Here is a 26213-nt window from a genome sequence, read left to right as displayed (position 1 = left end):
ACTTAAAGTTTGAAAGTTTTAATCATTCAACAAAAAATGATAGGTGATGTTTTGGCAACAAGCATTTTGTTTGAGGCTATAAAGCAAAAATACCCTGATGCTGAAGTGCATTATGTTATTAACTCTCACACCTATCCTGTTGTTGAAAACCATCCTTTTATTGATAAGTTTCATTTTTTTACACCCGAACTCGAAAAAAGCAAGCTAAAACTATATCAATTTGCGAAACAGCTAAAAAAGGAACATTATGATGCTGTAATAGATGTTTACTCTAAAATATCTAGTAATATCATAAGTTATTTTACGAAAGCTAAAATCAGAATTTCATTAGACAAAGGTCCTAACGCATTAATTTACAATCATCTTTTTAAAAATAAACTGAAAGCTGATACTAATGCAGGATTAGCTATAGAAAACAGACTGCAATTATTAACGCCTTTAGGAATTGACCCTTTACATATTGTTAGACCAAAAATTCATCTTACTGATTCTGAAAAGCAAAACGCTAGAGACTTTTTACTCGGTCATGATATTAGTTTAGAGAAACCTTTATACATGATAGGTGTTTTGGGAAGTGGTAGCTCCAAAACATATCCTTTTGAGTATATGGCAAAAACGATAGATACTATTGTTAATGAGCAACCTGAAGCTCAACTATTATTTAATTATATCCCTAAGCAAGAAGCTGACGCCAAAGCTATTTATGAGTTGTGTAATGCTCAAACCAAAACGCAAATCTATTTTGAAGTGTTTGGAAAAAGCTTGAGAGATTTTTTAGCAATAACTTCTCATTGCAATGCTTTAATAGGCAACGAAGGTGGTGCAATTAATATGGCCAAAGCGTTACACATTCCAACGTTTACTATATTTTCTCCATGGATAAAAAAAGAAGCTTGGAATATGTTTGACGATGGTAAAACCCATGTTTCGGTTCACTTAAAAGATTATAATCAAGAGCCTTATTTAAACATAAAACATCCTAAGGAATTAAAATCTAAAGCTACAGAATTATATTCTCAATTTAAACCAACGTATTTTGATGAGGAATTAAAAACGTTTTTAAAACGTTTAAATTAACCTTTTTTAATTCCGTACTCAGTCCACTTTAAGTTTTCTTTTTTCACTTTAGCTCTAATGGCTAAATTACGATCTAGAGACTCTTGTGTTTTATAACCTCTAGCATGATCCAAATGTAAACATATGGCTTTGTAGCGTATTTGTTTTGTTTTAATTCCATTATTAACTAGGCGCTCTCCCAATTCTCTATCAGGACCACCATATTGCATGCGTTCGTCATAACCGTTAATGGCAATTAAATCGGTTTTCCAAGCAGAAGAATTACAGTTATTAAATGTTGCTCCTGTTGGTGTTATCTTATCCATAAAATCAGCATACCCATTTTTAGCAGAAAGCTTCAACCTGTTTTTCCAGTTAAGTTCTCCTTGAGATTTTAACCATTTTACTTCAAAACAACGTTTTGATTTAATATCATCTTCAGCTATGGTTTCGCTAATATCCATTGGTAATTTGCAATAACCACCAGATAAGAAATACCCTTGTTCAGCAAATTTAGCATGCGTTTCTACAAAGTCTTCTCTTGGAATACAATCACCATCAGTAAATAGGATATACTCGTTTTTTGCCATTACAATGGCTTCATTTAATATTTTTTGGCGTCTATATCCTTTATCTTCATGCCAAGCATGAGTGATTTCTACAGGATAATCTGCTTTAAACCTATCAATAAGCTCTTTGGTTTCATGAGTAGAGCCATCATCAGCAATTATAATATCAAAATCCTTATAGGTTTGCACACTATAACCATAAAGTACTTTCTCTAACCAATCGGTTTTATTGTACGTAGCGATTATAACTGTTATTTTAGGAAATGCCATTTAATTGGGTTTTTCTTATATAATTAATTGGTGCAAATATAAGCAAATAGTATACATTATATTTTGAAAAAGGGGTTTTAAAACTATTGATATGGCTATTGAATAATTACAAAATACGTACTTTTACAACATCAATATTTTTTAAATGATAAAACTATCTGGTGTAATAATTACGTTTAACGAAGAACGCAAAATTGAAGAATGCCTTCAATCGTTAAGCAATGTAGTTGATGAAATAGTAGTTGTAGATTCGTTTTCGACAGACAACACTAAAGCTATTTGCGAAAAATTTAACGTAAGGTTTATTGAACAGAAGTTTTTAGGCTATATCGAACAAAAAAACTTTGCTATTGCGCAAGCAAAACATGACTACATTGTTTCTCTTGATGGTGACGAAGCCCTATCTGATAATTTGCAACAATCTATTTTAGATGTAAAATCGAATTGGAAATATGATGGATATTACAGCAACCGTTTAAATTGTTTTTGTGGTCAATGGATAAAGTACACGACATGGTATCCTGATAAAAAATTGCGTGTTTTTGACCGAAGAAAAGCAAAATGGTCTGGAATTAATCCGCATGATAGAATTGCCCTAACTGATAAAAATAATAAGGTAGGTTTTTTAAAAGGAGACATACTGCATTGGAATTATAACACCTACTCTGAGTACAATAAAAAAGTAGAATTATTTACCTCAATTTCGGCTGAAGCCTATTATAAATTAGGAAAAAAAGCACCTTTATATAAAATACTTTTTAATCCAACTTGGGCTTTTTTTCAATCTTACTTTTTAAAACTTGGATTCTTAGATGGCTTTAATGGTTTTTTCATTTCAGTACAAACCGCCAATACGCGTTTTTTAAAGTATTCAAAACTACGCAGCCTATACAAGCAAAATCGTTAGCGTTTTTTCTTCCTCCAAAAAAAGTATTTCTTTTTAAAAGCTTCTTTCTTTTTAAACCCTGAAGAAAATTTTTGAGAATAAAAGTACATGCGCTCTCTAACTTCATCATTAGGCTTATTCATTAGTTTAGCATACTCATCACTTATTATATCTAACATATAATCTTTTGGAGACAAGCGTGCAAAATTAGCTAAACGTTCTTGATAGTTAAGTGTTTTAAAATCCATTCGGTTTAGGTCTACTAAATAAAACTCATAACCAGAATTGGTCTTTTTTATAAGTGTATTTCCTGGAGAATGATCTAAAAAATGAATTCCCTTTTCGTGCAAGTCATAGGTAAATTGAGTAAACTGTCTTAATATGTTTTCGTAATCTTCATATTTAGGCTCATCAATAAGTTTTCTTATAGTGAAATCATATTTTAACTGCTCACTAATGTAATAGCTTCTTCCAAATGTAAAAATAGATTTATACTCTACAAATGCCACTGGAGTTGGTGTTAAAACACCCATTTTAAGCAAACGCTTTGCGTATAAAAAAGAACGTTCAGCTTTACTTTTTCTAAAAAAACGATAGACAATTTGGTTAACTACATTAGGGTTTTTAAAGGACTTAATATTGTACTCTGCATCATCAATTGTTATCTTTTTAATTTTATTTCTAGAACCGTAACCTATTAATTTCCCTTCGTGGTCAAAATTATCAATTGCCTTAAGAACTTTTTCCTTATTCAATTTTGAGTTATCTGCCAATACTATTGTAATTCCCATAAACCTGCTCAATAATTTCGTATTTTTATATAAGAGTATAAAAGTAACATATAATCATAAAGTGTTTAATACTTTTATATAATTTATTTACTTTGCCAATTGTATGAGCTACCTTAATTTTTTCAAGAAAAAACTATCACACTTTGAGAGAGCGCGCAATAAAAAAGAAGTTATTGAGCGAATAGTTTCCAATCCGTATCAACACAATAACGATGTTGTTAACCTACATAGATTAGACCCAAACAATGTTGGCGACTTTTACTGTGCACCTCATCATTACTTTGATGAACTAAAAGGAAAAGCTCTCGATTTGTTTGATTACAAAAATAATGACGATAGCGTTAGAGACAATTGGCACAAAACTATTTGTGACAATGCTCTTATTATTGGAGGAGGTGGATTGCTAAACCGACCAGGTTTTAACATGCACATGAATATGCTTGAAAAACTATCTCAAACCGATAAAAAAATTGTGTTTTGGGGAGTTGGTCATAATAGCAAAAGCTCAAAACTTTACGGAAAACAAATTAAATACAATATTACACCTAGCAATTATGGTTTAGTTGGTGTTAGAGATTATGGCAGGACTGAAGAATGGGTACCTTGTGTAAGTTGTATGCATCCTATTTTTGATACTTCGTTTGACGAAACCAGAGAAATTGGTATTGTTTTTCATCAAAAAACACTCAGAAACAAAAAGGTTATTTCAAAATTTTCAGACTTTGAAAGTATAGCAAACAACTCCACTTTTGAAGCAATGGTTGAGTTTATAGCTTCATCAAACATAGTTTTAACCGATAGTTACCATGCTATGTATTGGGCAATATTGTTCAATAAAAAAGTTATGGTGTTTCCTAATTCAACCAAGTTTTACGATTTTAAATACCAACCTGTTATTTCAACCTTTTCAAACTATAAAGACGATTTAAACAAACTTCAATCCTATGATGGAGTTCTAGAAGAATGTCGAACAGTTAATAATGCATTTGCTGAAAAAGCATTTAATTACTTAAACTTATAATACCAATGTTTGAGCATTTCTTAATCACAAGATTTAACCTTACTAATCCTGATTGGACCACAACAAAAAATAATGAGTTATTGCTCAATGACTCTTGGATGGAGCAACGCATATGGTTGTTTAAAAGTTTTTGTCTACCATCAGTTGTTAATCAAACCAACAAAAACTTTACTTGGTTAATTTTTGCCGATACAGCAACAAAATCTGATTATAAAACTATACTGAATGATTTGGTTAAAGACCATGACTTTATTCGATTGGAATATATTGATGGTATGGCAAAATTTCAAAGTTCAATAAACACTATAGTTTCTAAAATGTCACAAGGCAAAAATCATATCATTTCAACCAGAATTGACAATGACGATGCTATACACAAAGATTTTATTAGTGAAATTCAAAGCCAATTTAATTCACAAAAATATCTTGTTATTGATGTTATTAAAGGGTACTCCTTACAAATAAAACCTCAAATAATGCTCGGAAAAAAGGAGCATATTTTCAATCCTTTTTTAAGCTTAATTGAAGAAAACAACAACCCTAAAACCATTTGGCATAATAGTCATACCGATTGGAAAAATGAAACACGCATTAAGTACTACACAAAAAAGCGCTTGTGGATTGCTATAATACACGACAAAAACAAAATAAACAACTTTAATGGTTATGGGAATATAAGCTGGAAAAACTTATCAAAAGAGTTTATTCTTTCTGATGAAATGAGCAACACTATATTAAATAATGCCATTGATAAAAGCCAATGGAGAAAATTGAGTTTAAAAAACCGCATTATCGTAAAGTACAAAGTGTTAAGCAAAATTTTCAAAAAGAGTATTGGCGTTTATAAACTAAAATCTAAGTAACATGACTGATGAAATTAACTCAGCACTAAAAGTTTTAAAACAAGGAGGTATTATCCTTTATCCTACAGATACGGTTTGGGGAATTGGTTGCGATGCTACCAATTACGAGGCAGTTGAAAAAGTTTTTAAACTTAAACAACGTGCCGAAAGTAAGGCTATGATTTGTTTGGTTAACGATTTTAAGATGCTCAATCAGTATATCGAAGATGTACCAGAAGTAGCTTATGATATTTTAAAATACGCTGCAAAACCTACTACAATTATTTACGACAGACCATTGCGTGTTGCTGAAAATTTAATCCCAAAAGACAATACACTAGCCATAAGAGTTGTTCGTAAAGGGTTTGCCAATGCATTGGTTAAAAAACTTAGAAGACCTATTGTTTCAACATCTGCAAACATAAGCGGACAACCTACACCAAAATCGTTTAAAGAAATAAGCGAAGACATTTTAAAAGGTGTGGACTATGTTGTAAATTTGCAAAATGTAAAATCAGCATCAAAACCATCTGCAATTATTAAATTAAGTAACGATGGTGCTGTAGAGGTTATAAGAAAATAATTTTCTACAAATAAGAGCATTTGGTGTTTGAGATTTTATGAGTATGAATTACAAGCAAGCACTTCAACACCCAATATTCGAGATTGTTTCCCAATCGGCTAAAGAACTTAATTTAGATAGCTACGTTATTGGTGGTTATGTACGAGATTTTCTACTTAAAAGAGATTCAAAAAAAGATATTGACATTGTAGCTATAGGAAGCGGAATAGAACTTGCTAAACAAGTTGCTAAAAACCTTCCTAACAACCCAAAAGTACAGGTTTTTAAAACCTATGGTACTGCTATGTTGCGTTATGACGATATTGAAGTTGAATTTGTAGGAGCTCGTAAAGAAAGCTATAACGAAGACAGTAGAAATCCTGTTGTTGAAAATGGCACTTTGCAAGACGACCAAAACCGTCGTGATTTTACCATTAATGCTTTAGCGCTTAATTTAAATCAAGAACATTTTGGTGAATTACTAGATCCTTTTAATGGTGTAACCGATTTAGAGAACAAGTGTATAAAAACACCTTTAGATCCTGATATTACTTATAGTGACGATCCTTTAAGAATGATGCGTGCCATACGTTTTGCAACTCAATTAGATTTTGAAATTGAAAAAAAGTCTTTGCAAGCTATTTCTAAAAATAGTCATAGAATACAAATTATAACTAACGAGCGCATTACTGTTGAGCTTAACAAAATTTTGGAAAGCAAAACACCTTCAATTGGCTTTTTACTTTTAGAAAAAACAGGATTGTTAGAGCGCATCCTACCTGAGCTAACCGCTTTAAAAGGTATTGACGAAGTTGAAGGACAACGTCATAAAGACAACTTTTACCACACTCTAGAGGTTGTTGATAATATTAGCAAATACACTGACAACCTATGGTTACGTTGGGCTGCATTATTACACGACATAGGAAAAGCACCTACCAAACGCTTTAGTAAAAAAGTAGGTTGGACTTTTCATGGTCACGAGTTTGAAGGTTCAAAAATGGTGTATTATTTATTTAAAAGACTTAAAATGCCATTAAATGACAAAATGAAATTTGTTCAAAAAATGGTATTAATGAGCTCTAGACCTATTGTGTTGGCAAATGAAGAAGTTACCGATTCGGCAGTACGTCGTTTGGTATTTGATGCTGGTGATTATGTAGACGATTTAATGACGCTTTGTGAAGCTGATATTACCACCAAAAATCCTAAAAAGTTTAAAAAATATCACAACAATTTTAAAATTGTTCGCCAAAAGATAGTTGAAGTTGAAGAACGCGACCATATAAGAAACTTTCAACCTCCTATTTCAGGAGAAGAAATCATGCAAACTTTCAACTTAAAGCCTTCTAAAGAGATAGGAATGATTAAAGAAACCATTAAAGAAGCTATTCTTGATGGTAAAATTCCTAATGAATATGAAGCAGCTTATCAACTAATGTTAAATAGAGGTGTACAGTTAGGTTTAACAATTCAAAAATGAAAACACATTTCAATACTATAGCAAAAGTAACCTTAGTCCTAACCTATTTAGTAATAATAGCAGGAGCTGTTGTACGTATGACAGGTAGCGGAATGGGTTGTCCTGATTGGCCTAAATGTTTTGGATACTACATTCCTCCTACTGAAAAGGTTCAACTACAATGGCATGCTAACCACGATTACAAAAAAGGTCAAGTTATTATTGTTGATGAAACCTTACAAGTGGCTAAAAGTAGCTTTACATCTTCCAATGAGTTTATAAAAACCAATTGGGATACCTATACAAAACATGATTATGCAGTATTTAATCCAACTCACACATGGGTTGAGTACATTAATAGATTATTTGGTGCACTTGCAGGTTTAGCAACTTTAGTCATGGCATTTGCATCTTTAAAGTATTGGAAACGCAACAAAAGTATTACGCTTCTATCGTTTTTTACTGTTTTTGCAATGGGCTTTCAAGCTTGGTTAGGAAAAACCGTAGTCGATTCAAACTTAGCACCTTTAAAAATTACTATTCACATGGTAATGGCATTAGCAATAGTAGCTGTAATGCTCTACATAATCTTTAAAACCAAACAAAGTAACACGTCCTTTACATTCAACATACAATTTAAAAACGTATTAATTGTAGCGTTAGCTTTAACTTGTATTCAGGTAGTTTTAGGAACTCAGGTAAGAGAGTTTGTAGACCATCAAATAAAAGCTCTAGGAGAAGGCAATGCCTCAAACTGGTTAAACGACCCTACCACAAGTTTTTATATTCATAGGTCATTTTCTATACTTGTATTATTAGTTAATGGCTACTTGTTGTTACTACTTAAAAAACACCAATTGCATTACAAAAAAGTATATTGGGTGTTTGGTATTTTATTGGTTGAAATTGCTTCAGGAATTGCCATGGCAAACTTTAGTTTTCCATTTGGTTCACAAACCTTACACCTTATATTAGCTAGTATATTATTCGGAATTCAATTCTACTTAATATTAGAAGCTACAAACGCTAAAAACAAAGCCTAAACTTTGTAACTTTGCACATTATTGAACATTTATGATTTACAGATTTAGAATAATACTTGACAACGATACCGAAGACGACGTATTTCGTGATTTAGAAATTCGTGAAGATGACACACTAGAAGACCTTCATAACATTATAACCCAATCTTTTGGTTTTGATGGCTCTGAAATGGCTTCTTTTTACCTAAGTAACGATACTTGGGAACAAGGTGAAGAAATCTCTTTGTTTGATATGAGCGATGGTGTAAACCCAGTAAAATTAATGAACACAACATTAATTAACGATGTGGTACACGAAGCGCAAACCAAATTGATTTACGTCTATGACTTTTTGAGTATGTGGACCTTTTTTGTAGAGCTTGCTGAAATAGTTGATGAAGCTGAAGGTTTTGACTACCCTAACCTTATGTTTGTACATGGACAAATCCCAGACCAAGCACCTGACAAAAACTTTGAAGCTGAGGATTTTGATGACTTTAATGAGTTTGATGACGACCTTGATATTGACGACTACGAGAGTCTAGATTTTGATGAAAACTGGAATTAATTTTCCAATTTCCTAAATTTTTTACGCAACCATTTGGTTACTTTTTCATCTAAAGAGTATAACTCTAAATCTTTTATTATGAAAAAGCAACCTATTTTTAAATTAGTATTACTAGTATGTATTGGTATATTGGCACTTAATTGTACCAATGATGATGACAACCAAAACAACATTCCTGCTGATACCTACACGTCACTCTCTAGTTTAGTTGAAGCTTTAAAAGAAGAACCTCAATCTCATGACATTACAGACCCATCTGTTCCTACAGTAATTACTGGAGACGATGGTACAATATTCAACATTGGACCAAACACATTTACTGATGACGACAACAATGTTATTACTACTCCTGTTGTAGCTAAATTAACAGAGTATCTTACATTAGATAAAATGTTTCTTAACAATGCGCAAACCTCAAGCAACGGTCAGTTATTGATTACTGGAGGAAGTTTTAACTTAACCTTTGAAGATGAAAACGGAAATCCTGTAAATGCAAATCCGTTTAACATTCAAGCACAAATGACTATCCAAACAGACACTACTGGTTTAGGATTAACTAATATGGATTACTACGTAGGATCTGTCGTTACACAAGATGGTAGAGAAGTTGTAAACTGGGATTTAAACCAACAAAACGAAAACTGGTTTAATGATGGTTATTTTAATATTCTTGGACTAGAACAAGGTCTATCAAACTGTGATGTACTTTATGATATGGCTGGTGAAACGGCAACTCAGTTTGAAGTTTCAGTGTCTGATGTTACTGATTACTCTCAAACTACAGTATGGATGTTTATTGAAGACTTTCCTTCGGTAGTTATGATTACAAGTTTAAATGATGCTGAAACTGCTTTAGAAACTTATGCTGGCTCAATTCCTCTTGGTTTAAATGCAACTTTAGTTGCAATTACTATTGATGAAAACAGCTATTTAAAGTTTGGTAGTTTACCTATTACTGTTGAAGGTGATGACACTTTTAACGTTACTGTTGACTATGGCACAACTGAAGAACTTACACAATTGGTAAGCTCTATTGTAAACTAATATAAGTATTGAAAAACATAAATTTAAAAGCATCCCAAAGAGGATGCTTTTTTTGTTAGAAAAAACCATTGATTGAACCAAATTAATTTCAAAAAGTCAGTTCGAGTGGTTTTTGATAGAAAAACCGTATCGAGATCTATTTAAAAAAGACTAAAATTCTTATTCTCGATACATATCGACTATAAACGTCGATATACTCGAATTGACAGAATTTAGTCAAAACACAACCAACAATAGGCTAGAAAAAGTTTTTCATGTTCATTCCTTGATAGTTTCGTTTTACAAAGGCTAGAGCGTTTTTCATAATGTCTCCCATTGTTTTACTCTTCTTAAATTCAATATCTAATGTATAATCATAAATTTGCTCTCGAAGCAGTTTTATATGCTCAGGAATTGATATTGTGTCGTCTTGCATACAATCTAGCAACTCCACTATTCTATCATGATAACTAATCATTCGACGTGCAACAATTGAGCGTTCTTCAATTTTATACTGCTCAATAGATTCTTTTTGAATTTTCTCGCGCACCAACTCTACCATTTTAAAATTCTCTTTAAAAAATTGGGGCCTGTACACATTAAACTTACCTTCATAACTCTGTTGGTCAAAATCGATAGCTCTAATTTTAAAAACCACATGATCAAAATCGTGAGTTGGTACAATTACATAGTTGTATGATCTCATATCACCAAGTAATCTAATCATACAACGTTCGTTAAACTTTACAAACTCTTTAGCTATTTGCGATTTTTCTGAAGCAGTACATTCTGGCAACATGTTTTTAATAAACTCATCACCAGGAATACCAGCAATATGCTCTTCTATCAATGTATTTTTATAAACTAAAAAGTTAAGGTTATAAGGTGAAAGCATATGCTCAAACTCTAGTCCATACACACGAGAAGCATCAGCTTTTTTCACATAAAAATAGGTGTAGTTATCGTTGAGTATATTTCTAATTTTTACTCTAAAAGGCTTTGAGTTCCCGAAGGTGCAAAAGTCAATAGCATCAACACTTAGGTACTTAAAAATACTTTCATTACCATCAGAAATTAAAATAGAATACACACGCTTTAAGCTCAAATCTATTTCTTCGCGTTCAAACTCGTTATAGTACACACGAATCCAAAGTGTGTCTTCGTCATTCTTATCATAAACCACTACCGAACCTTGAAAACGCAATAGGTCTTCATAAAAAATAGGTAAGCGAATATTCCTGTTATAGTCTTGTAAATAGTTATGTAACTTACTATTTATTGGGTAAGATGGTTTCTTTTTCGATATCTTTAAGTCGTCCATAGCATTTAAAATCATTACTAATTTAATGTTTTATAAAATACTATGTAACAATAAGCGGTAATACTCGTCATATTTTTAACTAATCAATCATAATATATTTTGGAACAAATATTAACAATCAACAATCTCACCAAGAAATTTGGCTATTTAACTGCTGTAAAAGACCTTTCTTTTACTATAAATAAAGGTAATGTTTACGGAATTTTAGGACCTAACGGAAGTGGAAAATCAACCACTCTAGGTATTGTTCTTAACGTAGTTAATAGAAGTTCAGGACAATTTAGCTGGTTTGATGGTAAAACATCTACACACGAAGCACTTAAAAAAGTAGGCGCTATTATTGAGCGTCCTAATTTTTACCCTTATATGACTGCACAACAAAACCTAAAACTGGTGTGTAAAATTAAAGGTGTTGACTATGTAAAAATTGACGAAAAGCTTGAAATTGTTGGCTTACTAGACAGAAAAGACCATAAATTTAGAACCTACTCTTTGGGTATGAAACAACGTTTAGCAATCGCATCAGCATTGTTAAACGATCCTGAAATATTAATACTAGATGAACCTACTAACGGTCTTGACCCTCAAGGAATTCATCAAATTAGAGAGATTATAAAAAAAATTGCTGCTAATGGCACTACAATTCTTTTAGCATCTCACCTCTTGGATGAAGTTGAAAAAGTATGTTCTCATGTAGTAGTACTTAGAAAAGGTGAAAAACTATACTCTGGTCGTGTTGACGAAATGATTAACAGTCATGGCTTTTTTGAGTTGAAGACAGATAAAGAAGATGAATTGGTTAAACTACTTGAAAGCGATACTTCTTTTGGCAAACTAAAGATTGATAACGGATTAATTACTGCGTTTTTAAACCAACCAATGGATGCCTCGTCCTTTAACAAACTCATGTTTGAAAAAGGAATTGTGTTATCACACTTGGTAAAACGTAAAGAAAGTTTGGAAGAACAGTTCTTACAATTAACAGACAACAACTAATCAAAATCAATCAAAAAAACACAGTATCCATGTTACGACTTATAAATTTAGAATTACAGAAACTTTGGCTAAACCGAACAAGCAAAGTATTAATTTTTGTATCGTTCATCCTGCCATTTACAGTACTCGTATTATCTTCAATTAAAATAAACTTTTTCGGATTTTTCACTTTAGAATTAGGTGAACTTGGTATTTTCAACTTCCCTATCATTTGGCACATTACCACATTTTTTGCATCGCAATTCAAGTTTTTCTTTGCAATAGTTGTGGTAAGTATGATAGGTAATGAATACAGCAACAAAACCATAAAACAAAACCTTATTGATGGACTCAGTAAAAAAGAGTTTATCTTATCAAAGTTCTACACTATTGTATTCTTTTCTCTAGTAGCAACATTACTTATTGGTTTGGCGTCGTTTTGTATAGGTATGTACTACTCTAGCTATACTGAAGCCTCTATAGTTTTTAGAGAAACTGAATTTTTACTCGCCTATTTCGTGAAATTAGTAGGATTCTTTAGTCTATGTTTATTCTTTGGTATGCTAGTAAAACGCTCAGCTTTTGCTTTAGGGTTTTTATTTGTACTCTATATTGTTGAATGGTTAATTTTTTGGGGAGCTTATGAAGTTTTAGGAACAGCAGATTCAGCATTTAAAGTAAAAAACTTTTTACCGCTAGAGTCTATGTACAAACTTATTGACCAACCTGTACAGCGTATAGTAATGACAAAGTTTCCTGAAAAGACCGAAATCGCTTATGACTATGCAGTGCATTGGTATGAAATTGTTACTGTAATAGGTTGGACTGCTCTATTTGTCTTTTTATCGTACAGATTATTAAAAAAGCGAGATTTGTAATATCTTTAGTGATTCAGTATTTGTATATACTTCTTGTTAACTGAACTTTAAATTTCTAAAGTTTTAATAGGATTTTCAGTTTTTAACTTGTTGTATATACAAACGCTTTATCACTAATATTTCATGAAAAAGAACATCTTATTACTCTGCTTTAGTATTTACTGTACATTAAATATGTACTCCCAAAACGAAGCTGCTAATTGGTATTTTGGAAAAAATGCAGGTTTAAGATTTAACGCAACTACTGGTACTGTTACAGCTGTTACTGATGGACAATTAAACACTTTAGAAGGTTGTACATCCATTTCGGACACTGATGGTAATTTACTGTTTTATTCTGATGGTAGAACCATTTGGAATGCCAACCATTTACCAATGCCCAACGCAAGTGAAGCATTTGGAACAGGACTTAAAGGTGACGACTCTAGTACGTCTTCTGGATTGATAGTACCAAAACCTCAAGATTTAAATCAGTACTATATTTTTACTGTTGATGAACCTCATCATTTTAATTCATCAGCATTTCCTAACCAACAAGATGGAGATGGTGTAAATGATGGTTTAATGTATTCTTTAGTTGATATGACTTTAGAAGGAGGTTTAGGTGATGTAGATCCTTTAGAAAAAAACGTACCTCTAATCACCTATGACACCACAAACCAAACCGAATCTGAATTTAAATGTTCTGAAAAAATAACCGCTGTAAAAGCTGATGATTGCTTCTCATTTTGGGTAATTACTCATTTTGTAGATAAATTTTATGCTTTTAAAGTAGACCAAAATGGTGTTGACACTACTCCAGTAGTATCCACTGTAGGGCCTGTAGTTCCTGCCGAAGGTTATAGAAGAAATGCTTTAGGTTACTTAAAAGCGTCTCCTGATGGTACAAAACTAGCAGTGGCACATCATGGATTTGCTACTGTACTTCAAGGCGAAACAGGTGGTGGTGTTTACTTATTCGATTTTGATAATGACACTGGTGTAGTTTCTAATCCACTAACGCTTTTTGGTCAAGAAAATAATGATAGTCCTTATGGTGTTGAGTTTTCTGCTGAAAACAGAAAAGTGTATGCAACCATTAGCGATGGTATTGCTGGTAATGGCTCTAGCCATGTATTGCAATGGGATCTTGAAAGCACAGATATTCCTGGTTCAATGACAGTTATTCATTCGTCAAATTCTTTTAGTGCTGGCGCATTACAACTTGGTTTAGATAAAAGAATTTACAGGGCTCAAGTCAGTTTTGCTAATATAAATGGAACCGGAAGACATATTGGAGTGATTCAAAACCCTGAAGCTGATGGAAACGCAGCTGGTTATAACGAAACAGGTGTTTTACTAGATATTAATGGTAGCTTTCAAAACTTAAGCCGCATAGGCTTACCTCCTTTTATCCAATCGCTTTTTAATAGTCAAATAGATATTATCCAAAATGGAATAAGCACTACAGAACTTTTACTCTGCGATGGTGATAGTTACACGCTTATTGCCGAAGATGTTGCTGGAGCAACCTATAATTGGTCTAAAGATGGTGTACCGCTTACCGAGACCACTTTTGAGCTTTTTGTAGATACACCAGGTTTTTATGAGGTATTTATTGAACCTAACAATGGTGAATGTCCTATTGAAGGTGAAGCTATTGTAAGTTACCACGACATTCCATTTGCAAGCCAACCAGACGATATGGTGATGTGTGACATTACTGAAACTTCAACTTTTGACTTCACACAACAAGATGCACAAGCATTAGACACGCAAGATGCTACTGAATATAATGTACACTATTATGCTTCTCAAGAAGATGCTGATAATAATGAAAATGAAATTATAGGTGTGTACAACAACACTTCTAATCCGCAAGAAATTTTTGTTCGTGTTGATAATGCATCTAATCCTAATTGTTATGCAACCTCTTCGTTTTTTATAGAAGTATTTATTACACCACAAATAGAAACTTTAGAAGATATTACAGTTTGTGATGAAGATTTTGGAGGAAATGTAATGGATGGTATAACAACTTTCGATTTATCAACATTGTACACTGACATTTATGGTAGTCAAGATCCAGCTTTATACACCATAACATTTCATTCCTCGCAATTAGATGCTGACGATAATTCAGACGCTTTAAATACAGACTATACCAATACAACACCTTACAGTGAAACTATTTTTGTTAGAATTGAAAATAACATCAATCCTGATTGTTACAGTACTGGAAGTTTTACTTTTATGGTAAACGATGCTCCTGAAGCTGTTAATTCAACCATAATCCAATGTGATGAAGATGGTATTCCTGAAGGATTTACAATCTTTAATATTAATCAGATTTTTGATGATATTACTGCTGGAGCAGCAAACCGAACTATAAACTACTATCTTTCAATGAATGATGCCGAAGGCAATACAAATGAAATTGATGGTAATGCGTTTGAAAACTTTTTCAACCCTCAATTGATATATGCCAAAGTAACCGATGATATTACTGGATGCTATAACATAGCTGAAGTTACATTAGAAGTCAGCACAACTTCAGCAAACAACACTACAATAGAGGCATGTGATGATGATGGAACTGAAGATGGTTTTTATGCTTTTACATTAAACGATGCCAATGATGCTGTCTTAAGTGGTTTACCTGATGACTTGGAACTTAGCTATTACGAAACCTATGAAGATGCGTTGCTAGAAACAAATGTGCTATCAAATACATTTACTAATACTATAGCTTATTCTCAAACAATTTATGCTAGAGTTGAAAATTCAAATGCTTGCTATGGAATAAGTGAAGTAGAATTGGTGGTTTTTGAACTTCCAAATATTGAAACCGAAGCAGAAACTATATATTGTCTTAATTTTTACCCTGAAACCATAACACTAACAGGTGGTCTTATTGATGATTTACCTAATAATTATTACTACGAGTGGTCAACAGGTGAAACCACCACTACAATTGAAGTTAACGAACCTGGAACTTATACTGTGCGTGTTATAAATACTGATGGATGTTATAAAGATAGAACCATTACTGTACTTCCATCAAACATTGCTACTTTTGACAATATAGAAGTTATTGATGCCACACAAAACAACATGGTTACTGTTTTTGTATCTGGTGAAGGCGATTATGAATATGCAATAGATAATCCTGAAGGTCCTTACCAAGACAGCAATGTATTTGATAATGTAGCTGCAGGTTTACACACCATATATGTAAGAGATAAAAACGAATGTGGTATTGTAGATGAGCTTATTTCGGTAATAGGGTTTCCAAAGTTTTTCACACCAAATAATGATGGTTACCACGATTATTGGCAAGTTTATGGTCTTTCAGAAGAATTTCAGCCTCAAAGTGTTATTTATATTTTTGATCGTTATGGTAAATTGTTAAAAGAACTAGACCCTGTTAGTCCTGGTTGGGACGGAACATATAATGGGTTTCCTTTGCCTTCAAGCGATTATTGGTTTCATGTTACCTTAGAGGATGGAAGAGTGTTTAAAAGTCATTTCACTTTAAAACGCTAAATCCGATTGAGCCAGTTAATGTTCAAAAAAGTCATGATGATAAGGGTAACCCAACTCATATTACTTTTCTTTCTTTTTTATAATCCTACTACTGTTTTGGGTCAAGATGTTGAGCTGTACCAACAGTTCAATGGTAGGTACGATTACACTGCAATAGGAAACACATTAAACTTGTCTGAAAATGGAACAGGAGCTGATTGTGTAATCTCAACAGAATCTTCAGCTACTTTATCTTTAAACGCAAATCAAACTATTGTTGCTGCTTACTTATATTGGGCAGGTTCAGATACTGGTGATTTTAACGTATCACTAAATAATAATCCTGTTACTGCTGAACGCACTTTTAGTGATGCCTTAGATGCCAACAGACTGTTTTTTGCTGCATTTGCTGATGTAACCACTTTAGTACAAAGTATTGGTTCTGGAGATTATACCTTGTCTGATTTAGACATACAATCTATAATTTCACCATATTGTCCTACAGGAACTAACTTCGCAGGTTGGGCAATTACTATTATTTATGAAGACGATAATCTACCTTTAAACCAATTGAATGTGTATGATGGCTTACAAAGCGTACCTGATATATTAACTATTACTTTAGACAACCTAAATGTATTGGATAATGAAAATGCCAAAATTGGTTTCATTGCTTGGGAAGGTGACCGCTCATTAGCTGTTAATGAACAACTAACTATTAATGGAAATATTATAGGAAATCCGCCACTCAATCCTATCAATAATGCTTTTAATGGTACGAACAGTTTTACTGGAGCGTCAGACTTATACAATATGGATATTGATGTTTACAATATTCAAAATAACATATCTATTGGTGATACTTCGGCAACTATTCAACTTACGTCTGGTCAGGATTTTGTAATGATAAACAACATCATTACAGTTTTAAATAGTCAGCTACCTGATGCAACAATAGTACTTGACAATTATATTTCGGAATGCGGCAATAGAAACATTGAAATTGAATACACTGTCAATAATTTCAACAGTACAGACGTACTTCCTAACAACACTCCTATTACATTTTATGCTAACGAAATAATCGTAGGACAAAGTGCGACATTAAATACTATTGGAATTAACGAATCGGAAACCAACTTCATGATTTTAACCATTCCTGAAACTGTTGGAGATGATTTTATTTTAACGCTTTCAGTAGATGATATTGGTGATAACTCAGGCATTATAATTGAAATCAATGAAGACAATAATATGTTTGAGCAAACCATCAATTTACTTGTTGCTCCTCCTATTGAAACTTTACCTGAAACCTTGCTCTGCGACGAAGGGTTTAACTCAGCAATATTTAATCTCAATGAAATTTTTCAGCAATCAACAAACATTAATGACAATATAGCGTTTTACACTAGTCTTTCAGATTTACAAAACCAAGAGAACGAAATTTTTGACCCAACAGCTTACAACAATACTACAAATCCTGAAACTATTTATGCAAGAGTTGAAAGTGACCCTTGTTATGATAGTTACAGTTTTGATGTGTTGGTAGAAAATTGCCCACCATACATTCCTGATGGGTTTTCGCCAAATAATGATGGCCCTAACGATTGGTTTAATATACAAGGTCTGTATGATATTTTTGAAAATCATAAACTACTCATCTACAATCGTTACGGCACTTTAATATTTGAAGGAGATAATTCCAAACCTTGGGATGGAAAAGCAAACAGAGGAATTAATAATTTAGGTAAATTATTACCTGTCGGCACATATTACTATGTGCTTCATTTAAACGACCCAAACTACAAATCTATGGCAGGTTGTGTCTATTTGAACTACTAAATGTTAATATTTTGTGTATTTCGTCGTATTTTTTTGCATTTCATCCTTGATTGATTTAGTTTTCACAGCAAAATAAAAGAATCACTATTCAACATGTCCCAAAACCATGTGTCGCTGTGAGTAAAACTTAACCTATTGATAATGAAAACCATCAAAATTTCCCTCCTTGTATTTGCATGTTTTTTATGTAACCAAGTATTCTCTCAACAAATTACTGTTGATAATACACTAACTGAACAACAACTTATTGAAAACACCCTTACTGAAGGTTGTGTAGAGATTACTAATATCAATTCGCAAGTTAATGGTAGCGTGAATGGATTTGGAAGTTTTGGTTATTTTGAAAGTGCGTCTTCAAACTTTCCTTTTGAAAATGGAATTATTCTTTCAACAGGTAATGCTGCTTCTGCAGGAAACACACAAAACAACGACATACTTAATGAAGGTGAAGACAATTGGCTTACCGATACCGATCTTGAAACCGCTTTAGGAATTACTGGGACATTAAACGCAACTTCTATTGAATTTGATTTTATTTCAATTTCAAACCAAGTGCAATTCAATTATATTTTAGCATCCGAAGAATATTTTGGTAATTTCCCATGTGAATATTCTGATGGGTTTGCATTTCTTATTAGAGAAGCAGGAACCAATGATCCTTACACAAATATTGCAGTAATTCCCGGAACATCTACTCCTGTTAACACAAACACTATCCATGATGAAATTGCTGGGTTTTGTGCTGCTGAAAATGACGAGTATTTTGAAGGCTATAGTATTGGAGATACAAACTTCAATGGTCGAACTACTGTAATGACTGCTACTGCAACTATTACGCCTTATGTACAATATCATATAAAAATGATTATTGCCGACCAAACTGATGAAAACTATGATTCGGCTGTTTTTATTGAAGGAAACAGTTTTGATGCTGTTGTAGATTTAGGCGAAGACATTTCAACTTGTGCTGAATCTTTAACCCTTAATGGAGATATCCAAAATGCTCAGGCTACTTACAGTTGGTATTTAAACAACACCTTAATTAATGGTGAAACTCAACCTGAACTTCATGTAACGCAATCTGGAACCTATACAGTTCAAATTGAAATTCCTATTTCAAACACAACTTGTATTATGGAAGATAGTGTTGACATTAGTTTAAGCTCTACGCAATCTGCCGATCCAATTTCAGATTTTGAAATTTGTGATGATTTGAGTGGTGACGGTATTGAAACTTTTGATTTATCAACTAAAGACGCTGAAGTTTTAGCATCTGTACCAAACTCAACCTACAATTACTCGTATCATTTAACAAATGATGATGCCATAAATAATACAAATGCTATTACAACACCAATACAAAACACCTCTAACCCACAAACTATTTTTGTAAGAATTGAAGATGTCAATAACGGTTGTTTAGCTTTTAGTACGTTCAGCTTAGTAGTTAACGAACTACCTAATATTACAACTCCTACAGATTTAGATGTTTGTGATGATGATACTGCTGATGGTTTAACTTTAATTGATTTAAGTGAAAAGGATAATGAAATTACTTCCGGACAAACTATTCTTGATGTTACCTATCACTTTACACAAGCCGATGCTGACTCAGGAGCAAATCCAATTGCTTTACCATATAGCAACACCAGTCAAACAGAACAGTTATTTGTGAGAGTTACTAATTCGCAAACGGGTTGTGCATCAACTACAACATTAACTTTTAATGTGTTGAATAATCCTGTTATCAATACTGAAGACCTTTACATTGATGCCTGCGACCCAGAACATGATGGTTTTGCTACTTTTAACCTTAACACAATAACCGACGAGGTTTTAAATGGAATTACTGGTGTTTCAACTTCATTCCATGAAACTTACGAAGATGCATTAACATTAAGTAATCCAATAGCAAACCCTACTAGTTACGACAACACTACGTTTGAAGAACAAACTTTATATATAAGTGTTGTAGATGATGTTTCAGGATGTATTTCGGTTGCACCTTTTGAAATTCATGCAAACCTTTTACTAACAGGAACTACAATTAGAAATTTTTCGTTGTGCGACCAAGATAATGATGGTGAAGAAGCTTTCGACTTAGAAAATATAGCTATTTCAATTATCAACGACATCCCAAACGTAACAGTATCTTTTTATGAAACTGAAAGCGATAGAGACAATCAAATAAATGAAATAGATGTTACTGTTGCATATGTACCTGATGAAATTCCGCATACATTATATATCGCATTACATAGCGATACTTGCACTGAATATGAAGAAATAGAACTCAACTTAAATCCAATTATCGAATTCAACTCTATTGGAAGTGTTAATTATTGTGATGACGACCAAGATGGTTTTACGCTTGTTGATCTTTCAATTTTTGACAGTATGGTTACTGAAGGACAATCTGGATTTACGGTTATGTACTATGAAACTGAAAGTGATGCCAATAGCAATACCAATGCATTACCTACTATGTATAACAACATTTCTAATCCGCAAATACTATATACTAGGATTAGATATGACCAAACAGGTTGTGCTGATGTTAACTCGTTTGAGTTAAATATTATTCCTGCTCCTGTTACATCAACACCAACCGATGTTATAATTTGTGACGACAATCAAGATGGTATTTACATCATAGATTTAAATTCTAAAATTTCTGAATTGGTTTCAGATACAGCAAACAGAACATTTTCGTTCCACACCAACTTATCTGATGCTGAAGCTAGTGCTAACGCTGTAACCAATCCTCAAGCATACCCAAGTAACACTCAAACTATTTTTGCAAGGGTTGAAAATGCTACAACAGGATGCCATACTATTGAGTCTTTTGAAGTTATTGTAAACACACTTCCTACTTTTATAAACATAAGTAATTATAGTATTTGTGAGCAAAACAGCGACGGTTTTGGCGACTTTACATTCAACACAAAAGATGCAGAAATTCTCAATGGACAAGCAGGTAAAGAAGTGCTTTATTTTGAATCTCAAAACGATGCAGACAACCGCACAAACGCTATTGATAAAACTGTAGCTTATCAAAACTTAAGCAACCCACAAACCATTTTTGTGAGGGTTGAAAACACAACAGATCAAGATTGCTATGGCACTGCATCATTTACTATTGAAATGGGAAGCAATCCGGAGTTCAATGCACCAACCGATTGGTTTGTTTGTGACGATATTTCAAATGATGGCAGCGAAGTATTCGATTTAAACGAAAAAATAACTGAAATCTCTCAAGGCATTCCTGAGAATTTAGACATTACATTTTACACCTCTTTGGTAGATTCTGAAAATGGTACAAACCCTATCGCTTTAAACTATGCCAATACTTCAAATCCGCAAACTATTTATGTGAGAATTGATAATGGTACAATTTGTAATTCATTAACCGCTTTTGAGGTAAATGTTATTCCTGCTCCTGAAGCTAGTCCTTCAGAACCATTAGTGTCCTGTGATGTGGATTATGATGGTATCGTAACTTTTGATTTAACCGATGCTGAAGTTGATATTTTTGATGTAAGACAAGACGATATTGTTATTGCTTACTACGAAACGATTAACGATTTAGAAAACGAAACCAACCCAATTGCAGACCCTGAAAACTATAACAACATTTCAAACCCACAAACGGTTTATGTAAGAATTACAAATACGGTTTCTAACTGCTATTTAGGTTTACCGCTAGAGCTAATTGTAAACCTGCCTCCTACTATAAACGATTTTGAGTCAGTCAGTATTTGTGATAATGTTGACAGCTACTACAACCTTAATGAAGTGAATACTTTAGTAACTTCTGAAACTGATGCTGTTATCACCTATTACCTTAATGCTAATGATGCCTTAACTGCAAATAATGTAATTGCTACAGACTACACATATCAAACCAATAACGACACAATACACGTTAGAATTGAAAATGGCACAACAGGTTGCTTTACTACCTATGCATTTCAATTAGAGGTAAACCCATTACCTGTTGCATATCAACCAAGTGATTTGGAAGATTGCGACGATGATTTTGACGGATTCTTAACCTTTGATTTATCACAACAAAACGCTACAATTTTAGGAACACAAAGTCCTAATAACTTTACTGTAACATATCACAACAGTGAAGCCGATGCAAATACAGGAGACAACAGTTTACCAGACTTGTATGATGCTATTGATGGAGAAATCATTTACGTGAGAGTTGAAAACAATACAACAGGATGTTACATAACCACTCAATTTACAACTCATGTTTATGCAAGACCTATTGTTGATATTGATAATCAAACCTTGTGCTTAAACAATTCACCTTTATACGTAACTGCAGAAACAAACAACCCTGGAGACGAATACATTTGGTCCACAAACCAAACCACTCCAGATATTGAAATTACTGAAATTGGTTCTTATTGGGTCACTGTAATCACGCCTTTTGGATGTTCTACAACTAGTGAGTTTGAAGTTATAGAATCAGAAACTGCAATTATAGAGTTTACTGAAACTTTAGATTTTTCTGACCCAAATTCTATTACTGTTAATGTAAGCGGAATTGGTGACTATCTGTATATTTTAGATAATGGTGTACCACAAGAATCTAACTTTTTCAACAATGTTACTTTAGGATACCATACCATTACTGTAATGGATATTAATGGTTGTGCTGAAGCTACTAGAGAAGTTGTAGTGGTTGATGCACCTAAATTCTTCACACCAAATAACGATGGCTATTTTGATACTTGGCATATCTCTGGTATAGAAACCTTACCTGGTTCTATAGTATATATTTACGACCGTTATGGCAAACTTATTAAGCAATTAACCTCAAACTCTGCTGGATGGAATGGGTTCTATAATGGAAACCGAATGCCTACAAGCGACTACTGGTTTGTTGCTAAAATAATAAGTGATGATGGAGAGTTTGAAGTTAAAGGACATTTTACGTTGAAAATCTAATTTACATATCTTTGATTTCTAACAAATTTGAAATAAAATGAAACGAACTTTGCTTTTACTTGCTCTACTTTTCCGATAACATCATTATCTATTTTAGTGGTCTTTTTTTCTTTAGGACAACTAGTAAAACGTAGAATTAAAACACATATAATTCTATACCTCAATTGTTGAATTCTCATATTTATCATTAAATCCTTCTAAATATAAGAATTTCAGCTCTCTATATCACATTCCTTTCTTTAACATTTCTTCAACGAAATACATTAAAGCATTATGTATCTTTGCAATCGGAAAAATTGCAAATGAACAAAGTAGTTATTATAGTATTGTTGTGTATGTGTACGTTTACCTATGGCCAAAACATTCAGGTAGACAGTCAAACCTATACACCTCAACAACTCATTGAAGACATTCTAATTGACAGCAACTGTATTGATAACGTTGTGGTGACCAATGTTTCTGGTGGCGATTTTGGAAACACCGACCAAAGTTACGGCTATTTCGATGCTGCTGGTACAACTTTCCCCTTACAAAGTGGTATTGTGCTTAGTACAGGACGTTTATCAAATGTACCTGGACCTAACACTTCATTAAGTGATGATGATGCTCCAAACTGGCTTGGAGATTCTGACCTTGAAAATGCATTAAACGAGTCTAACACTACTAATGCTACTATTATTGAATTTGAATTTTCTTCAGTAGCTTCACAAGTAAGTTTTAGATACTTATTTGCTTCAGAAGAATACCAAGAAGGCAACTCTAATACCTGTCAGTATTCAGATTTGTTTGGGTTTTTAATCAAACCTGCAAACCAACAACAATATACTAACATTGCTCTAATACCTAACACGCAAACGCCTGTAAAAGTAACTACAGTACATTCAGGAATTCCTGGAAGTTGCGCTCCTATTAACGAAACGTATTTTGGAAGTTGGAATGGTGCTAACACTCCTATCAATTTTAATGGTCAAACTACTGTTTTAACTGCAACTGCTGACATAGTTCCTAATGAAACGTATCATGTAAAACTTGTCATTGCCGACGAGCAAAACTACAGGTACGACTCTGCTGTATTTTTAGAAGCTGGAAGTTTTGAGCTTTCAACAAACTTAGGTCCTGACAGATTATTAGCCAACAACAATGCTGTTTGTGAAGGAGAAACCTTAGAATTAAATGCTTACCAAAATGGACAAAACACCTACGAGTGGTATAGAGATGGTATATTAGTTCAAGGTGCTCAAACAGGTTGTGGAACCTGTGGAACATATACTGTTTCTCAACCAGGTACATACACAGTAGAAGTAGGATTGGCTAATAGTTGTATTTCTTATGGTGAAGTGGTTGTTGAATACTCACCCAACCCAATAGTTTTTGATTCGGTATTAATTGAATGTGACCAAAATCAAGATGGTATTACTTATTACAACTTGTTTGATGCCTCACAAGATGTTACTAATAATGACGCTTCACTTCTTGTTACTAATTTTTACCTTTCGGAAAATGATGCGCTCAATGAGGTCAACGAAATACCAAATGCCAGCAATTTTCAAAATAGTAATCCTTTTCAAACAGTTTATGCTCGTGTAGAAAATGAAAACCGATGCTCTAACATTGCTGCTGTAGAATTACAAATATCCAATAACACCTTATCTATACCTAATGCCGAAGCTTGTGATGGCGAAGTCATTGATGGCTTTGGAGAATTTGATTTAACCGAAATTTCAACCTCCTTTGAAGATCAAATTCCAACTGGAGCAACAGTTCAATACTACGAAACTGAAGCTAATGCCTTTAGTGAAACCAATGCGTTGAGCTCCCCTTATCAAAATAGTACAGCATACAATCAAACGCTTTTTGTTAAAGTAACAACAGCCAACAACCAATGTTATAGCATTGGCACTGTAGCTTTAGAAGTACTTTATACGCCTACCCTTTTAGAAGACGAAACGTTTATTTACTGCCTCAACACCTATCCTGAAACTTTAACATTATATGGAGGTGTTCTTAACGATTCTCCAAGTAACTACTATTATGAATGGTTATTTAATGGAAATTCAACAACAGTAAATACCTCTTTTAACAACATTAACGAAGTTGGCACGTACACTGTTATTGTAACTGACCCTAATGGATGCTCTGCTTCAAGAACCATTACGGTTGAAGCTTCAAACATAGCTACCATAGAAAATATTACTATTGAAGAAGGCACATTTAACAATACAATATCTGTAACCGTTAGTGGTGAAGGCATGTATGAATATGCTTTAGATAATGGTGCTTATCAAGACGAATCTGTATTTTATGATGTTCTTCCTGGATTTCACACAGTTTATGTTAAAGACAAAAATGATTGTGGAGTTGCTGAACAACTTATTTCAGTACTTGGTTTTCCTAAATTTTTCTCACCAAATGGTGACACAATTAAAGACACATGGAAAGTATATGGAACCAATGAGCAATTTAACCGAGGTATTGATATAAAAATATTTAATCGCTATGGTAAGTTATTGGCTTCAAGAAATCACCTTACTAATGGTTGGGATGGTACTTTTAAAGGTAAGGCTTTACCAAGTGACGACTATTGGTATCTTGTGACTTTACCAGACGGAAGAACTTACCGAGGACATTTTGCATTGCTTAGGTAATTAGATAACCC

General features: G+C 33.2%; 18 protein-coding genes. 15 read left to right on the top strand and 3 right to left on the bottom strand.

Annotation, left to right across the window (positions count from 1 at the left end; genetic code table 11):
• Window positions 1–9 precede the first annotated feature (9 nt).
• Window positions 10–1077 (top strand): glycosyltransferase family 9 protein, encoded by a 1068-nt coding sequence (locus OD803_RS05360; protein ID WP_262732626.1) that lies wholly within the window; start codon window positions 10–12, stop codon window positions 1075–1077.
• On the opposite strand, the gene OD803_RS05355 is transcribed toward OD803_RS05360, so the two are convergent.
• Entirely contained in the window at window positions 1074–1895 is an 822-nt protein-coding gene (locus tag OD803_RS05355; protein WP_262732625.1) for a glycosyltransferase family 2 protein, read from the bottom strand. The genes OD803_RS05360 and OD803_RS05355 overlap by 4 nt on opposite strands.
• Before the next feature lie 145 nt (window positions 1896–2040).
• On the opposite strand from OD803_RS05355, the gene OD803_RS05350 reads away from it, so the two are divergent.
• Window positions 2041–2802, top strand: a complete 762-nt coding sequence (locus OD803_RS05350; RefSeq protein ID WP_269468215.1) for a glycosyltransferase family 2 protein — start codon at window positions 2041–2043, stop codon at window positions 2800–2802.
• Here the strand turns inward: OD803_RS05350 and OD803_RS05345 are convergent.
• The gene (locus tag OD803_RS05345; protein ID WP_134200444.1) at window positions 2799–3572 is read right to left on the bottom strand and encodes a lipopolysaccharide kinase InaA family protein; all 774 of its coding nucleotides are present in this window, start codon (window positions 3570–3572) and stop codon (window positions 2799–2801) included. The genes OD803_RS05350 and OD803_RS05345 overlap by 4 nt on opposite strands.
• 103 nt (window positions 3573–3675) lie before the next feature.
• Between OD803_RS05345 and OD803_RS05340 the strand changes: the two genes are divergently transcribed.
• The 7 genes from OD803_RS05340 to OD803_RS05310 all read left to right on the top strand — a co-directional run bounded on the left by OD803_RS05340 (window position 3676) and on the right by OD803_RS05310 (window position 10093).
• Window positions 3676–4593 (top strand): polysaccharide pyruvyl transferase family protein, encoded by a 918-nt coding sequence (locus tag OD803_RS05340; protein WP_129760421.1) that lies wholly within the window; start codon window positions 3676–3678, stop codon window positions 4591–4593.
• Window positions 4594–4598: 5 nt separating this feature from the next.
• A complete protein-coding gene (locus tag OD803_RS05335; RefSeq protein ID WP_129760420.1) occupies window positions 4599–5456 on the top strand; it encodes a glycosyltransferase in 858 nt (285 codons plus the stop codon).
• Window position 5457: 1 nt separating this feature from the next.
• Window positions 5458–6018 carry an L-threonylcarbamoyladenylate synthase gene (locus OD803_RS05330; RefSeq protein WP_129760419.1) on the top strand — a complete coding sequence of 187 codons (561 nt, stop codon included), beginning with the start codon at window positions 5458–5460 and terminating at the stop codon, window positions 6016–6018.
• 43 nt (window positions 6019–6061) lie between these two features.
• Entirely contained in the window at window positions 6062–7480 is a 1419-nt protein-coding gene (locus OD803_RS05325; RefSeq protein ID WP_262732624.1) for a CCA tRNA nucleotidyltransferase, read from the top strand.
• Entirely contained in the window at window positions 7477–8502 is a 1026-nt protein-coding gene (locus tag OD803_RS05320) for a COX15/CtaA family protein (protein WP_262732623.1), read from the top strand. Before OD803_RS05325 ends, OD803_RS05320 begins: the two co-directional genes overlap by 4 nt.
• A gap of 31 nt (window positions 8503–8533) precedes the next feature.
• The gene (locus OD803_RS05315) at window positions 8534–9049 is read left to right on the top strand and encodes an IS1096 element passenger TnpR family protein (RefSeq protein WP_131507752.1); all 516 of its coding nucleotides are present in this window, start codon (window positions 8534–8536) and stop codon (window positions 9047–9049) included.
• Window positions 9050–9127: 78 nt separating this feature from the next.
• On the top strand, window positions 9128–10093 hold the full coding sequence (locus tag OD803_RS05310) for a hypothetical protein (protein WP_262732622.1): 966 nt from the start codon (window positions 9128–9130) through the stop codon (window positions 10091–10093).
• 238 nt (window positions 10094–10331) lie between these two features.
• Here OD803_RS05310 and OD803_RS05305 read toward each other — a convergent pair whose 3' ends face one another.
• A complete protein-coding gene (locus OD803_RS05305) occupies window positions 10332–11393 on the bottom strand; it encodes a hypothetical protein (protein ID WP_129760793.1) in 1062 nt (353 codons plus the stop codon).
• A 99-nt stretch (window positions 11394–11492) separates the two neighbouring features.
• Here OD803_RS05305 and OD803_RS05300 point away from each other — a divergent pair, with 99 nt between their 5' ends.
• The 6 genes from OD803_RS05300 (at window position 11493) to OD803_RS05275 (ending at window position 26202) form a co-directional block, all read left to right on the top strand.
• Complete coding sequence (locus OD803_RS05300) at window positions 11493–12389, top strand: ABC transporter ATP-binding protein (RefSeq protein ID WP_262732621.1); 897 nt, start codon at window positions 11493–11495, stop codon at window positions 12387–12389.
• A gap of 29 nt (window positions 12390–12418) precedes the next feature.
• The gene (locus tag OD803_RS05295; protein WP_129760413.1) at window positions 12419–13246 is read left to right on the top strand and encodes an ABC transporter permease; all 828 of its coding nucleotides are present in this window, start codon (window positions 12419–12421) and stop codon (window positions 13244–13246) included.
• A gap of 123 nt (window positions 13247–13369) precedes the next feature.
• Window positions 13370–16771, top strand: a complete 3402-nt coding sequence (locus OD803_RS05290) for a T9SS type B sorting domain-containing protein (protein ID WP_262732620.1) — start codon at window positions 13370–13372, stop codon at window positions 16769–16771.
• A gap of 36 nt (window positions 16772–16807) precedes the next feature.
• A complete protein-coding gene (locus OD803_RS05285; protein ID WP_262732619.1) occupies window positions 16808–18592 on the top strand; it encodes a gliding motility-associated C-terminal domain-containing protein in 1785 nt (594 codons plus the stop codon).
• Window positions 18593–18733: 141 nt separating this feature from the next.
• Window positions 18734–23557, top strand: a complete 4824-nt coding sequence (locus tag OD803_RS05280) for a T9SS type B sorting domain-containing protein (RefSeq protein WP_262732618.1) — start codon at window positions 18734–18736, stop codon at window positions 23555–23557.
• Between the two features lie 302 nt (window positions 23558–23859).
• The gene (locus OD803_RS05275; protein ID WP_262732617.1) at window positions 23860–26202 is read left to right on the top strand and encodes a choice-of-anchor L domain-containing protein; all 2343 of its coding nucleotides are present in this window, start codon (window positions 23860–23862) and stop codon (window positions 26200–26202) included.
• The last annotated feature ends 11 nt before the right edge of the window (window positions 26203–26213 follow it).

The sequence above is a fragment of the Gaetbulibacter sp. NE genome (assembly GCF_025548475.1).
Lineage (GTDB): Bacteria > Bacteroidota > Bacteroidia > Flavobacteriales > Flavobacteriaceae > Gaetbulibacter_B > Gaetbulibacter_B jejuensis.
Note: the sequence above shows the minus strand (reverse complement) of the source record. Positions and strands in the feature narration are given on the sequence as shown.

Excerpts from the sequence above, each read along its gene's own strand:
- OD803_RS05355 (WP_262732625.1), bottom strand. The coding sequence starts at position 1,895 with ATGGCATTTCCTAAAATAACAGTTATAATCGCTACGTACAATAAAACC.
- OD803_RS05350 (WP_269468215.1), top strand. The coding sequence starts at position 2,041 with ATGATAAAACTATCTGGTGTAATAATTACGTTTAACGAAGAACGCAAA.
- OD803_RS05345 (WP_134200444.1), bottom strand. The coding sequence starts at position 3,572 with ATGGGAATTACAATAGTATTGGCAGATAACTCAAAATTGAATAAGGAA.
- OD803_RS05340 (WP_129760421.1), top strand. The coding sequence starts at position 3,676 with ATGAGCTACCTTAATTTTTTCAAGAAAAAACTATCACACTTTGAGAGA.
- OD803_RS05335 (WP_129760420.1), top strand. The coding sequence starts at position 4,599 with ATGTTTGAGCATTTCTTAATCACAAGATTTAACCTTACTAATCCTGAT.
- OD803_RS05330 (WP_129760419.1), top strand. The coding sequence starts at position 5,458 with ATGACTGATGAAATTAACTCAGCACTAAAAGTTTTAAAACAAGGAGGT.
- OD803_RS05325 (WP_262732624.1), top strand. The coding sequence starts at position 6,062 with ATGAATTACAAGCAAGCACTTCAACACCCAATATTCGAGATTGTTTCC.
- OD803_RS05320 (WP_262732623.1), top strand. The coding sequence starts at position 7,477 with ATGAAAACACATTTCAATACTATAGCAAAAGTAACCTTAGTCCTAACC.
- OD803_RS05315 (WP_131507752.1), top strand. The coding sequence starts at position 8,534 with ATGATTTACAGATTTAGAATAATACTTGACAACGATACCGAAGACGAC.
- OD803_RS05310 (WP_262732622.1), top strand. The coding sequence starts at position 9,128 with ATGAAAAAGCAACCTATTTTTAAATTAGTATTACTAGTATGTATTGGT.
- OD803_RS05305 (WP_129760793.1), bottom strand. The coding sequence starts at position 11,393 with ATGGACGACTTAAAGATATCGAAAAAGAAACCATCTTACCCAATAAAT.
- OD803_RS05295 (WP_129760413.1), top strand. The coding sequence starts at position 12,419 with ATGTTACGACTTATAAATTTAGAATTACAGAAACTTTGGCTAAACCGA.
- OD803_RS05290 (WP_262732620.1), top strand. The coding sequence starts at position 13,370 with ATGAAAAAGAACATCTTATTACTCTGCTTTAGTATTTACTGTACATTA.
- OD803_RS05285 (WP_262732619.1), top strand. The coding sequence starts at position 16,808 with ATGATAAGGGTAACCCAACTCATATTACTTTTCTTTCTTTTTTATAAT.
- OD803_RS05280 (WP_262732618.1), top strand. The coding sequence starts at position 18,734 with ATGAAAACCATCAAAATTTCCCTCCTTGTATTTGCATGTTTTTTATGT.
- OD803_RS05275 (WP_262732617.1), top strand. The coding sequence starts at position 23,860 with ATGAACAAAGTAGTTATTATAGTATTGTTGTGTATGTGTACGTTTACC.